This is a genomic window from Aliigemmobacter aestuarii (assembly GCF_004799285.1).
GTDB lineage: Bacteria > Pseudomonadota > Alphaproteobacteria > Rhodobacterales > Rhodobacteraceae > Aliigemmobacter > Aliigemmobacter aestuarii.
In genome coordinates, this window is the sequence record NZ_SSND01000003.1 from 1 (window position 1) to 12,999 (window position 12,999).

Sequence of the window (12,999 nt, forward strand, 5' to 3'; positions counted from 1 at the left end):
CCCCTCGCCCGCGTTGTAGGCGGCCAGCACCATCAGCGGATCGCGGTCGAATTCCTTCATCAGCCAGTCAAGATAGGCCACACCGCCCTTGATGTTCTGGACGGGATTCATCGCATCCGCAACGCCGGAAACGGGCGTCCGGGGGCCTTCGCTTTTCCGCTTGCCGAGCCGGGGCCCGGTCGGCGATGGTTAGGGCAGGTGGGCTTTCACGATGCTGGAGGGGCGCGGACATGACCGGAACTGCCGAACCCGTTGTCCATATCGATGACGACCGCTTCAAGGTGACGGAGTGGCGTTTTGCGCCGGGGGCCGAGACCGGCTGGCACCGGCACGGTCATGACTATGTGATCGTGCCCCTGACCGACGGAACGCTCAAGCTCGACATGCCCGGCGGCCAGCAGGCCGAGGCGCAATTGCGGCAGGGTGTTCCCTATTCCCGCCGGGTCGGCGTCGAACACAATGTGACCAATGGCTCGGGCACGGCGCCCCTGTCGTTTCTCGAGGTCGAGGTGGTGGATGACGCCATCGCCCACAGGCGACGGGAAACGATGGAACGCCTGATGGCCGCGTTCAACGCGCGCGACCTTGACGGGCTCATGGCCTGCATGTCGGCCGATTGCGCCTTTCACGCGGCTGCGGGGCCGGGGGCCGAGGGCCGGGTGCACCGTGGCCGCGATGCCGTGCGCGCGGCTTATGCGGCGATCTTCGAGACCTTCCCCGAGGCAGCCTGGACCGAAGGCGCCCATGTGGTGACGGGGGATACCGGCCTGTCCACCTGGCGGTTTGTCGGCACCACGACGGAGGGCGCCGCCGTCGATGTGCGGGGCTGCGATGTCTTTGCCTTCGACGGCGACCTGATCGCGCTAAAGGACAGCTACCGCAAGGCGCGCGGCTAGCGGTTGTAACGGATGAACGGTGTCAGCTTGCCGATCCGGTCGTAAAGGCGGCGGCCCGCGACGTTGAAGTCCTGCGTCAGCCAGTAGACCGCAGGCGTGCCGTTGGCATCGGCGGCTGCATAGACCGCCTCGATCAGGCGGCGGCCCATTCCGGTTCCGCGTGCAGATGGATCGACGTACAGATCCTGAAGGTAGCAGACGTTTTCCACCTTCCAGCAGTGCCGGTGGAACAGGTAATGCGTCAGCCCCAGGGCGCGCCCGCCGGATTCGGCGATCAACCCGTTGAAATCCTGAGGATCATCGCCCAGAAGGCGCGCGAAGGTCGTGGCATAGACCACCTCGGGCACCGTGGTTTCGTAATAGTCCAGATACCCCGTCCAAAGGCGCCGCCAATCGGCTTCGTCCGTCGCGCGCAGGGGGCGGATGAGGATGTCGGACATGTTGCCTCCGATGAAAAAGGCCGGCCCCGGGGTGGGGCCGGCCAGACCCTGGGGACGCCTTACTTCATCAGGTCGGCCACCGGAATGGGCGCCGAGATCGTCCATTCATCCACCACGCCGGGCTTGCCGGCATTGGTTTCGACGATCAGGTAACGGGCCTGGTTCTGGTGATGCAGTTCGCTGGTGAAGGTGCGCGGGCCAAACAGCGTGGGTTCGCCGTTCATCTTCTCAAGCTCGGCCACCACGGCGCTTGTCTCGGTCGTGCCGGCGCGCTCCACCGCCTTGGCCCAGACGTCGATCATCACATAGCCGGGATAGGTGTATTGCGTCGACGGATCGCCGCCGGTCACCTCCTTGAACTTGGCGTTGAAGGCGGTCACGTCGGGGTTCGGGTCATCCCCGTAGATCGAGCCCTGAACCGGCACGAAGAAGTTCGACAGATCGGGAACAGCCGACAGCCAGTAGCTGCCATCCACGCCCGAACCGTTCAGGATCATCGAGTTGATCCCGGCGGCGCGCAGCTGCTTGATGGCCGAAACCGCGCCCGGCATCATCGTGCAGAGCATGATCGCGTCGGGTTCCTCGGGCAGCGACTTGATCCGGGTGATCTGGGCCGCGATCGAGGCATCCTCGTTCAGGAACGTATCCTCGCCCACCAGCGTCGCGTCGGCCAGTTGCGGCATCATCCAGTCGAAACCGTCGCAGATGCCCTTGTTGTATTCGGTCCAAGTGTCGAGCAGGCGATAGAAGGTCCGGGCCTCCTTCTTGTTGTAGGCCCATTCCGCCATCGTCGCGCCCTGCACGGCGGCAAGGACCGAGGCCGAGAAGGAATTCGGGCCCACGCCCTGGATGCCGGCCTTGATCGATTCCGCGCAGAGGAAGAACGAGATCAGGCCGCTCGACTCCGCGGCAAGGGCTGCGGGCGCGCCGAAGTCGTAGTCGCAGGATACCACGACCATGTCGGCGCCCTGGTCGATGACGGAAAGGCCCGCCTTCGCGCCTTCGGCCCGGTCGGTCTTGGTGTCGGCATTGACCACTTCGATCTGCTTGCCCAGAAGCCCGCCGGCTGCGTTGATTTCCGCGATCCGGATCATGGCGGCGTCCTGTGCGGGCTTGTCATAGGCCTGCATGAAGCCGGTCTCGGCGGTGGCGAAGCCGACGACGATGCGTTCGTCATCGGCGAAGGCCGCCCCGGAAAGGCAGGTCGTGGCGGCGAGGATCGCTGTCAGTCTTTTCATCGGTTCATCTCCTGTTGGTTGGTTTCAGTTCTCACCGGGTTCGCCCGGCTTTTCCGTCCGGGCGATCCGCCCGGTCAGTTCGCTGTTGCCCATGATCCCGGCGGGCCGGAACATGAGGATGAGGATCATCACCGCGCCAAGCGCGATCTCTTGCACCCCGCCCGGCAGGGCGATGGTGCTGGCACCCACCTGCACGCCCGCTTCCAGCCAGCGCAGGCCCTGGATCAGGCTGGACAGGATCAGAACGCCCAGAACCGCGCCCGACAGGCTGCCGATGCCGCCCACGACCAGCATCGAAAGGGTGGTGAAGGTCAGGCCAAGGTAGAAGGTGTCGGGCGTCACAAGGCCGATGGAATGGGCGTAAAGCGCGCCGCCCGCGCCCATGATGGCGCCACTGATCACGAAGGCGATCAACCGCACGCGGGGGATATCGACGCCGCTGGCGGCGGCGGCGGTGGGTTCGTCCCGTGCCGCCCGCAGCGCAAGGCCATAGCGGCTGATCGCGAAGGCCCATGCGATGAAGACGACGATGATCGCGGCGATCAGGTAGGGCCAGACGGTGCGGACGATCGGGATGCCGACGACCGAGGAGGTCGCCGCCGTCACGCTGGTCCAGTTGGAGTAGATCGAGTTCACCATCGCCAGCATGGCGAAGGTCGCGATCGAGGCGGCGATCCCCGACAGCCGCATCAGCACCGCGCCGAAGACCAGCGCCCAGAAGGCCGCGAACCCTCCACCCGCCACGGCGGCCGCCCAGAACGGGATTTCAAGCTGCATCAGCCAGTCGGGCAGTCCGGGCATGGACACGCCCTTCATCATCGGCTTGATCGTGGTCCAGGCCGCGACATAGCCCCCGAGGCAGGCAAAGGCGATGTGGCCAAAGCTGATGACCCCGGAATTCCCGACGAAGGTGTAAAGCCCGACGACGAAGATCACCTGAAGGAAGATGTCGATCACCGTCTGGTTGAACGGACGCGACCCTGCAAGCCAGGCGACAAGCGCGAAGGCCACCAGAAGCGCCGACAGGATCAGCGGGGTCGCGATGGTGCGGCGAAGCATGGAAGGACGGGCCATTACACGCGCTCCTTCGTGCCGCGGGCCGCCAGCAGACCTTGCGGGCGGAAGATGAGGACCAGGATGACGGCGCCGTAGACGAAGGCGTCGCGGAAGGCGCGGGCATCGGGCGGCAGGATCACCTGCATCACCGTCGCGATGGCCCCCAGGGCAAAGCCCGCGATCACCGCGCCGGCAAGGCTGCCCATGCCCCCGATCACGGTCGCAATGAAGGCCATCAGCATCACCGATGCCCCCATCATGATGTTCGCCGTGCCCGTCTGCGACCCGAGGATCAGCGCAATCGCCGCGGCCAGCGCGCCCGACAGCGCGAAGGCCCCCATGATGACGCGGTTCGCCCGCACCCCCAGCATCCGCGCCATGGTGAAGTTCTCGGCCGCTGCCCGCATTTCCAGGCCGAACCGCGTCCGGCGCAGGAAGGCGGTCAGGCCGATCAGCACCGCGATGGTCACGAGGATGGTGATGAGTTGCAAAAGCGGGATGCGCGCGCCCAAGAGTTCGACCGGCTGGCTTAGCCCCGGCAGAAGCGAGATGCTTTTCGGCCGGCTCGAGAACAGCATCAGCAGGAAATAGCGGATCACGAAACCAAGCGCGAAGGACGCGATCATCATCGTCGCGGGATTGGCGCGGCGGAACCGGCGGAAGACCACGACCTCGGACAGAACGGACAGACCCGCTCCCACGGCCAGGGTGAAGGGGATCAGCAGGAACCAGGGAAGGTTGCCCGCAAAGATGATGGCCACCGCATCGACCGAGGGCCACAGAAGCGCAAAGACGCAGAAGGCGATCACGTCACCATGCGCGAAGTTCACCAGCCGCATAACGCCGAAGATCAGCGCGATCCCCAAGGCCCCGAGGGCATAGAGGGACCCCAGGGACAGCGCGTCGAAGACAACCTGCATGATCGGGGCCATCAATGCTCTCCGTATCCGAAATAGGCGGCCTGCATCGCCTCGCTCTGGCCAAGGGCGCGCGCATCTCCGTCCAGAAGGATTTCCCCTCCGCGCATCAGCATCATCCGCCCGCCCACCATCATGGCGCGGGTCGAGGACTGTTCGACGATCAGAAGCGTCAGGCGCCGTTCCGCCCTGAGGGTGATGAGCCGTTCATAGACCTGGTCGGTGATGTTTGGCGCCAGACCCAGCGAGGGTTCGTCAATCGCGACAAGGCGCGGGTTCGTCATCAGGGCGCGTCCGATCACCAGCATCTGCTGCTGGCCGCCCGAAAGCAGGCCGGCCTGCGTATGGCGGCGTTCCTTCAGGATCGGGAAGGTGGCATAGACCGCCTCAAGCTCGTTGGCTGCGCGGGCCTTCCAGCTGCGTTCGCGGGCATGCATCCCGGTGCCAACCATCAGGTTTTCCTCGATGGTCAGGCTGCCGAACACGTCGCGGCCTTCGGGCACCATCGACAGGCCGAGGCGCGCGATATCCTCGGGCGCGCGGCCGGTGATGTCGTGATCGGCAAAGTCGATCCTGCCGCCCGCCGGTGGTGTCACCCCGGCAATGGCCCGCAGAAGCGAGGATTTTCCCGCGCCGTTCGGCCCGGTGATGAACAGGATCTCGCCCTCGGCAAGGGTGAAGGTCACGCCGCGGACGGCGGTCAGCCGCCCGTAGCGGACCGAGACGTTGGAAAGCGACACAAGGCTCATGCCTCCACCTCCAGCACGGGAAGGTCGATGTCGGCGGCGCTGCCCATATAGGCATGGCGCACCTTCTCGCTGGCCCGGATCGCGTCAGGGGGGCCGCTTTCGATCACCGCGCCGCTGTCCAGCACGACGATGTGATCGCACAGGCCCAGAACCAGGCCCACGTTGTGTTCGATCAGCAGGACCCCGCAGCCCATCTCGGTCGCGATCCGCCGGATCAGGGCCGACAGTTCGGCCGCTTCCTGCGCGCTCATCCCGGCGGCGGGTTCGTCCAGAAGCAGGAACTTCGGCCGCCCCATCAGCGCCCGCCCGATGGCGACGCGGCGTTCGTCGGTATAGGGCAGGGCGCCCGCGATGCGGCCCGCCAGCGGGCCGATGCCGACCCAGTCGAGCATCTCTTCGGCTTCGGCGATCGCCGCGGCGCGCGATTGGCCAAGGCCCACGCCGGTGACCTCCAGATTGTCGATCACCGGCAGGTCGCGGAACAGCCGCCCGCCCTGGAAGGTCCGGGCGATGCCGGCCCGGCGCACCTCATGCGGCTTGAGGCCCGAAAGGGGCTGACCCTCCAGAAGGACAGCCCCTTCGCTTGCGGACTGGAACCCGGTCAGGACGTTGACAAGGGTGGTCTTGCCGGCCCCGTTCGGGCCGATCAGCCCGACGATCTGGCCCGGGGCAACCGTCAGGTCCACGCCCGACAGCGCCTTGAGCCCGGCGAAGGAAACAGAAACCTTGTCAGCGCTGAGATGGCTCATTTCGCTCCTTTCCGATCACGGGTCACAAGGTAGGAGCCGCTGGCATCAAGCCGTGCGGTCCAGCCCGGTTCGATCACGATGGTGGTGGTGACCTCTTCGATCACCGCCGGTCCCTTGATGACGGCATCTGCGCCAAGCGGGGTGCCGTCGTAGATTGGCGTCCGGATCCGTTTGCCATCGGCGCTGAACACCGCATCGCGATGGCCTTTCAGCGCCTTCTGCGGCGAAACGCCCTTGCCGATCTTCATTCGGGCGGGTTTGTCGACCACGCCGTAAAGGGTGCTTTCGATGTTCACCACCTCGACGGTCGAGGCAGGTTCGGCATAGGTGTAAAGTTCCTTGTGGCGCTTGTGGAAGGCGTCCTTGATCTTCTCGATCGACTTCGCGTCCACCTTGAAGTTTCCGATTTCCACCGTGCATTCATGAACTTGTCCGACATACCTCATGTCGAGACTGCGCTTCGTGACAACGTCCTTGCCCTTGAAGCCGTCGGATTTCAGATGCGCGACGCCCTGCCCTTCGATCTGGGTGAAAAGCTCGTCGATCCGCGCATAGGCGGCGGCATTGTCCAGCCGCAGGGGCGCGGTGGCCATGTAGTTGTATTTCACGTCCGAGATGATCTGGCCAAAGGCGCACAGGCCGGAGGCGAGTTTCGGCAGGACAATGGTGTCGATCCCCATCGCGTCGGCAAGCGCGGTGATATGCGCCGCCGTCGCCCCGCCCGCGCCGACCAGCACGAAGTCGCGCGGATCGTAGCCGCGTTCTACCGTCACACGGCGGATGCCGTTGACCATGTTGGCGTTGACGATGGTGAACATGCCATAGGCGGCGCGTTCCACGCTCATGCGCAGGGGATCGGCGAGGTTGGTCTTGATCGCCTGATGCGCCTTCGCGGCATCCAGCGGCAGGCGCCCGCCCACCAGCCCGTCGGGGTTCAGATACCCCAGGACCAGATTGGCGTCCGACACGGTGGGCAGCTTGCCACCCTGCCCATAGCACGCCGGGCCAGGGTCGGAACCCGCCGATTGCGGCCCCATCTGCATCAACCCCATCTCGTCGATCCAGCCGATGCTTCCGCCACCGGCACCCAGCGTTTCCACCTGGATCATCGGCACGCCGATCCGGTAGCGCAGGAAGTCGATGTTCTTGTTGATATTGGTGCTGCCGTCCTTGGTCAGCGTGATGTCGAAGGACGTGCCGCCCATGTCGACGGTGATCACGTCCTTCTTGCCGAAGGGTTCGCAGACATACTGCCCGGCCGCCGGGGCCGAGGCCGGCCCCGAGTTGATGGCATAGACTGACCGGTCCGTCATCGCCTGGCCGATCGCCAGACCGCCGTTCGACTGGTAGTAGCGAACGGGTTGCCGCGCACCGAGGCTGCGGAAATAGCTGTCCACGGCCTCGACATAGCGTTTCATGATCGGCGCCAGATAGGCGTTCACCACCGCCGTCGAGGTGCGCGTGTATTCCCGCACCTGCGGATAAAGCTCGGACCCGAGGGTGAGGACGACGCCCGGCAGCATCTCGCGCACGATTTCGCCGGCGCGGCGTTCGTGGTCGGGGTGCAGCACCGACCAGACGAAGCTGATCGCCACCGTCTCGACGCCTTCGGCGCGGAAAAGCTCGCAGGCGGCGCGCACGTCGGATTCGTTCAGCGCCTCGCGCACCGTGCCGTCGGACAGGACCCGTTCGCGCACGCCCCGCCGCAGATAGCGCGGCACCAGCATCGTGGCCGGCGGATACTCGGGGTCATAGCGATAGCCGTCTTCCTTGTGGCCCAGACGGATTTCCAGCGAATCCTGGTGGCCGGCCGTGCAGATCAGCCCCGTCTTCGCGCCCTTGTGGGTGATCAGCGCGTTCAGGCCCACCGTCGTGCCGTTGATGCAAAGATCGCAGTTCGACACAACCTCGTTGGCCGGGACGCCCAGTTCCTCGGAGATAAGCGCCAGCCCGTTGCGGATCGCAAGCGTCGGGTCCTGCGGCGTGGAAAGGGCCTTGAACAGGCGCACCTGCCCGGATTTGTCGGCCAGCACGAAGTCCGTGAAGGTGCCGCCCGCGTCGATGCCCAGTCGGTAATCGGATTTCATCTTTTGTCCCCCCTCACTTCGCGGCCACTGCGGCGCGACGGCGCGCACGCAGCTCTTCGGTTGCCTTGATGTCCACGTGCAACGTGTTGGGGTCCGTGATGATGACGCCGTAATCCTCCCTTGCTCCGTCAATCGAGACGAGTTCGTTCTTCACGTCCCAGACGACCTTGTCGACCGCGCGCTCCAGCGGGTTGCCATACCCGCCGCCGCCGGGGTTCATGTTGGTGATGCGGTCGCCGGGCTTGATGACCTTGATGACATTTTCGCGGATGGTTTCGGACCGCTCGCCCTCGACCAGTTCCAGCCGGCCGACCTTGGTGTCGATCATCGTCGAGGCCGCCCCGGCCGCACCCACGGCAGGGATGCGGCGACCCTCGCCGAAGGTGATGAAGGTCATGTCGTCGTTCAGCGGCTCCACCTCCCAGGCGGTGCCCGACCCGCCGCGGAATTTCCCGGCGCCGCCCGAATCCGTCATCAGGGAATAGCGGTGGATGATGATGGGGTAGCTGTATTCCAGAAGCTCCACATCGCCCGATGTCAGCGCGCCGAAGCAGCATTCCGGCCCGCAGGCGTGCCAGCCGTCCTGCGAGGGCGTGGCGCCCGCGCCCGAAATGATGGTGGCCAGCACCATCGTCACATATTCCTCGTCATGCCGCTTGTCCCAGCCTGCGATATTCAGGCCGTTGGCATGCCCCCACGAGGCAGACACCTTGGACGGAACCGCCTTTTCGAAGGCAAGGCGCACCGCGTCGGTCAGCGTTTCCATCGGCGTGGTGGTGCAGTTCATGTGCGGGGCGGGTTCCGCGGCGTTGCAGATTGTGCCCTTGGGGCCGAAATCCACCGACACGCAGCGATACAGCCCTTCGTTGTAGGGGGGCGGAAGCTGGGCGAACATCATCAGGCCCAGATAGACGCCCGAATGGCTGTTGCCCTCGTAGCTGTTGATGAAATACGGGATCTGCGGCGGGCTCGAGATCGCGATGTGGCAGTTGTCGCCCTTGATCGTCACCGTCGCCTTGATCTCGAAGTCGCCATAGCCGTGGCCTGCGTCCTCGAGGATGGCCGAGCCTTCGTAGGTGCCGTCCGGAACCCCGGCGATCAGGCCGCGCATCTGCCGTTCGGCCATGTCGAGAAGCATCTCGATGCAGGCATCGACCTGTTCCTCGCCGTATTTTTCCAGCATCGCCAGAAGCGCGCGTTCGCCCACCTGGCAGGCGCCGATCAGCGCGTTGAAGTCGCCTTCCTGGTCACGCCGGGCGCGCATGTTGGTCAGCAAAAGGTTCAGCACATCCTTGCGCGGCTGGCCCCGGTCCCAGACCTTGACCGGCGGGATGCGAAGGCATTCGGCATAGATTTCCTTGGCGTTGGGGTTGTAGCCCGCAGGCACCGGCCCGCCCACATCGGTCAGGTGGCCCTTGCACACCGTCCAGTACTTGAGCTTCCCCTTCCAGAACACGGGCTTGTAAAAGCAGGTGTCGATCGCGTGGCTGCCGCCCCAGGCCGGGTCGTTGTGGATGATCAGGTCGCCTTCGTGGATGTCGCCCTCGAAATACTTCGCGACGACCTTCATCGCCGGGATCAGCGAGCCGAGGTGGATCGGGATGTCCTGGCCCTGCAGGATCATCTCGGGGCGATGGTTGAACAGCGCCGTCGAATAGTCATGCGCGAGGTTGAACACGCTGGACCTTGCGGTCTTTTCCAGGCTCAGCGTCATCTCGCGCTGCGTGGTCTCGAGGATGCCGCGGACCACCGACAGGGTGATCGGATCCACTTCAACCTTCTTTCTTGGCTTGCTCGCCATCACGAAGCCCTCCGGTTGGGGCCGCGCAAAAGAGTGCCGGAAGGGCGAAAGGCCCTTTTCCCGTGTCTGCCATCCCTGTTGCGCGGCGTCTGTTGCGCCTTTGATCGGGAAAGGCTAGCGGCGGGGTTGTGTCTGCGTCTTTGCACCGGATGCACCGCCTTTTGCGTTTCCGTGCAGTGGTGCGTGTTGGCTGCTTGTCCGACTCGCCCGTCCGTGGCCTGATGGTCGGAAGGGGGAAGAGCGCGATGAAGAACACGATCACCACACGGGGCGTCGAACAGACGGCAAGAAGCCGGCACTGGCATGAGACGATCGCGCGGGCCTATTTTCCGCTGGACCTGACGTTTCGCCGCCCCGAGGCCTTTGACGGCGAACTGACGACCTGGGACCTTGGCGGCGTGTCGATTTCGCGGCTGACGTCCGATGGCTTGCTCTATCGTCGCCTGCCCAAGCATTTTCGCGAACCCGGCCCCGAGGAATTCCTGGTGACGCTGCCCGCCAAGTCCGAAGTGCGGTTCGCGCAAGGCGGCAAGGAAGTGCGCGCCAACCCCGGCGCCTTCTTCATCGAACGCAGCCAGGAACCCTATGAATTCTCGCATGCCGATCCGGCCGACCTGTGGGTGATGAAGCTGCCGAAGGACATGCTGGGCGGCCGGATCCGCGCGCCGGACCGGTTCTGTTCGTTGCAGTTCGACGCCACGAACGGCGCAAACGGGCTGTTCGTGGACATGATGCATCTGATCCCTGCGCGCTATGATTCGATGACCGAGGAAACCCGCGCCACCGTGGGCCGTCAGCTGGTGGACCTGCTGGCGCTGGCGATCCAGTCGGATGAACGGGTGCTGACCTCGGGCGCCTCCACCGTCCGCGCGGCGCATCTGGCGCGGATCGAGGCCTTTGTCCGCCGTCATATCGACGACCCCGATCTGGGACCGGACGAGGTGGCGGGGGGCTGCGGCATCTCGGTCCGCTATCTGCATGAACTCTTGCGCGACACGAACATGACGCTTGGCCAGTGGATCCGCGACACGCGGCTTCAGGCGGCGATGGAAGACCTGACGAACCCCTTGGACTGCCGCGCCATCGGCGAGATTGCCTATGCCCGCGGCTTCACCGATCAGGCGCAGTTCTCGCGCGCCTTCCGTGCGCGTTTCGGGGTGACGCCGAAGGAGGCGCGGGTGAGGGCCTGATGCATATGCAGCCATCCCGCGCGCCCCCCTGCAGTCAGAGCCCCAGATGCGACCGGACGCGGGCCAGCGCGGCCTGCCGGTCGTGCCGGGCCTGAAGCGCCTGATCCATCGAAACCTCGACGAACCGCGCCGGGGCGTGGGGCTGAAGCTGGCCGATCAGGTCCATGTCGGCGCTGATCACGCAGCCCAGCATCATGTAGCCCCCGCCCGACACCGCGTCGCGATGCAGCACAATGGGTTCGGTCCCGCCCGGAACCTGGATCGAGCCATAGGGATAGCAGGCGTCGACGATGTTCGACGGGTTCGATCCCGCGCCGAAGGGCTGTTCGCGCGGCACGAAATCCAGCGCCGTGCCGCCCCGGAAGCGATAGCCGATCCGGTCCGCCTCGGGCGCGACCTTCCAGGTGTCGGCAAAGAAACGCGTGCCCGCCTCTGCCGTGATCCGGTGCCAGTAGAGGCCCGGCAGCATCCGCAACTCGGCCGGATTGCCGGGCATCCGCCGCAGGTTCGTCGGAACGCTGCCCTTGCCCGCACCGCCCTTGCCGACCGGGAGTTCGTCGCCGGCCTTCAGGGCGCGCCCTTCATGGCCGCCAAGCGCACCCAGCGTGTAGGTGGACCGCGATCCCAGCTTCAGCGGCACGTCGATTCCGCCAGAGACGGCGATATAGGCCCTTGCGCCAGATTTCAGGAAACCGAACGAAAGCCTGTCGCCCGCCTTGACCGGGAACGCCTCCCAGCCGGCGCGCTCTTCCCCGTTCAGCTTCGGCGGCAGGTCGCCCCCCGTCACGGCCACGGTCGCCGCGGCGGTGAATTCCAGTTCCGGCCCCATGAACACCGCTTCCAGGACCGCCGCGCCCTCGTCGTTTCCGACCAGCATGTTGGCGACCCTCAGGGCGAAACGGTCCATCCCGCCCGACAGGGGGATGCCAAGGTGGTAATAGCCCGGACGGCCAAGATCCTGCACCGTCGTGGAAAGGCCTGATGAGATTACCTTAACGGCCATTGAGAGCCTCCATCAGCTTGGCGTTGGTCCCGGCCATGTCCTTGTTGAACTCGGACAGCGAGAAGGTCGCCGGGCGGATCACCGGCTCGAAACGGTTTTCGTCCACCGCTTCCAGCGCCGCGTCGTATTCGTCGCGGCTGATCGGCTTCCATTTCACGATGTCGCCGGGACGGAAGAGGCACATCTCGTCCTGAAGGTAGGAAACCTTTTGCGTCGGGTCGTAGATCGGCATCGGCGTGACGCCGAACATCTGATACCCGCCCGCGCCCCGGACCGAGTAGATGCAGGAAAAGCACCCGCCATGCCCCACGGTCAGCTTCGGGGTGTCCGTGCGCGGCCGCAGATATTTCGGCACTTCAAGCTGCCGCTTGCGTTCCACCATCTGGTAGAGGAACGGCAACCCCGCCACGAAGCCCACCATCGATACGAACCAGGGCTGGCTGGAATGGGCCTTGATGAAATTTTCGACCGTTCCCAGCCCGTTGATCTCGGCGGCATATTCGAGGTCGGTCTTGGACGGGTCCTGATGGCGCTCGCGGAAGCGCATCAGCGTCTCGTGAGTCCAGGGGTCCTGATAGTAGACCGGGATTTCGATGATCCGGGTCTTGAGGCTGGCATCCGATTGCGCCGCTGCCGCCTCCATCCCCTGCAATTCCTTCAAGAGGTCGCCCGGCTTGATCGCGTCGGGGTCGAACTTGACCTGAAAGCTGGCATTGGCGGGGCAAATCTCGGTCACGCCCCTGATGCCCGCCGCCCTGACCGCATTGGTCATCGACAGCGAGATGAAGAAGGCCTCAAGCGACATGGATTCGGAGACCTCTCCGAAGATGTGCTCGTCGCCCCCGAAGCTGAATCGGATCGACATGATACCTC

Annotated in this window: 12 protein-coding genes and 1 pseudogene; 2 read left to right on the plus strand and 11 right to left on the minus strand. The window is 65.1% G+C overall.

Annotated elements, in window-relative coordinates:
- Positions 1–141 (minus strand): annotated as a pseudogene (locus tag E7811_RS11235) (lytic transglycosylase domain-containing protein); the annotation flags it as partial.
- Between the two features lie 89 nt (positions 142–230).
- Between E7811_RS11235 and E7811_RS18345 the strand changes: the two are divergent.
- Entirely contained in the window at positions 231–896 is a 666-nt protein-coding gene (locus E7811_RS18345) for a nuclear transport factor 2 family protein (RefSeq protein ID WP_136394761.1), read from the plus strand.
- Here E7811_RS18345 and E7811_RS11245 read toward each other — a convergent pair.
- From E7811_RS11245 to capB, 8 genes are read right to left on the minus strand one after another with little or no spacing between them, the layout of a single operon-like run.
- Positions 893–1,336: a GNAT family N-acetyltransferase gene (locus E7811_RS11245; protein ID WP_136394762.1), complete on the minus strand. Its 444-nt coding sequence runs from the start codon at positions 1,334–1,336 to the stop codon at positions 893–895. The genes E7811_RS18345 and E7811_RS11245 overlap by 4 nt on opposite strands.
- 59 nt (positions 1,337–1,395) lie before the next feature.
- Positions 1,396–2,574 (minus strand): ABC transporter substrate-binding protein, encoded by a 1,179-nt coding sequence (locus tag E7811_RS11250; RefSeq protein ID WP_246020400.1) that lies wholly within the window; start codon positions 2,572–2,574, stop codon positions 1,396–1,398.
- Between the two features lie 24 nt (positions 2,575–2,598).
- The gene (locus tag E7811_RS11255) at positions 2,599–3,648 is read right to left on the minus strand and encodes a branched-chain amino acid ABC transporter permease (protein ID WP_136394763.1); all 1,050 of its coding nucleotides are present in this window, start codon (positions 3,646–3,648) and stop codon (positions 2,599–2,601) included.
- Entirely contained in the window at positions 3,648–4,562 is a 915-nt protein-coding gene (locus E7811_RS11260) for a branched-chain amino acid ABC transporter permease (RefSeq protein WP_168733005.1), read from the minus strand. Before E7811_RS11260 ends, E7811_RS11255 begins: the two co-directional genes overlap by 1 nt.
- The gene (locus E7811_RS11265; RefSeq protein WP_136394764.1) at positions 4,562–5,296 is read right to left on the minus strand and encodes an ABC transporter ATP-binding protein; all 735 of its coding nucleotides are present in this window, start codon (positions 5,294–5,296) and stop codon (positions 4,562–4,564) included. Before E7811_RS11265 ends, E7811_RS11260 begins: the two co-directional genes overlap by 1 nt.
- Positions 5,293–6,045 (minus strand): ABC transporter ATP-binding protein, encoded by a 753-nt coding sequence (locus E7811_RS11270; RefSeq protein ID WP_136394765.1) that lies wholly within the window; start codon positions 6,043–6,045, stop codon positions 5,293–5,295. Before E7811_RS11270 ends, E7811_RS11265 begins: the two co-directional genes overlap by 4 nt.
- Positions 6,042–8,132, minus strand: coding sequence for a caprolactamase subunit alpha (capA, locus tag E7811_RS11275; protein ID WP_136394766.1), 2,091 nt, complete (start codon positions 8,130–8,132; stop codon positions 6,042–6,044). Before capA ends, E7811_RS11270 begins: the two co-directional genes overlap by 4 nt.
- A gap of 13 nt (positions 8,133–8,145) precedes the next feature.
- Complete coding sequence (gene capB, locus E7811_RS11280; protein WP_246020402.1) at positions 8,146–9,903, minus strand: caprolactamase subunit beta; 1,758 nt, start codon at positions 9,901–9,903, stop codon at positions 8,146–8,148.
- Between the two features lie 275 nt (positions 9,904–10,178).
- On the opposite strand from capB, the gene E7811_RS11285 reads away from it, so the two are divergent.
- Positions 10,179–11,123: an AraC-like ligand-binding domain-containing protein gene (locus E7811_RS11285; protein ID WP_136394768.1), complete on the plus strand. Its 945-nt coding sequence runs from the start codon at positions 10,179–10,181 to the stop codon at positions 11,121–11,123.
- A 34-nt stretch (positions 11,124–11,157) separates the two neighbouring features.
- On the opposite strand, the gene E7811_RS11290 is transcribed toward E7811_RS11285, so the two are convergent.
- Positions 11,158–12,126, minus strand: a complete 969-nt coding sequence (locus E7811_RS11290; RefSeq protein ID WP_136394769.1) for a 5-oxoprolinase subunit C family protein — start codon at positions 12,124–12,126, stop codon at positions 11,158–11,160.
- Complete coding sequence (locus E7811_RS11295; protein ID WP_136394770.1) at positions 12,116–12,991, minus strand: 5-oxoprolinase subunit B family protein; 876 nt, start codon at positions 12,989–12,991, stop codon at positions 12,116–12,118. Before E7811_RS11295 ends, E7811_RS11290 begins: the two co-directional genes overlap by 11 nt.
- Positions 12,992–12,999: the final 8 nt, after the last annotated feature.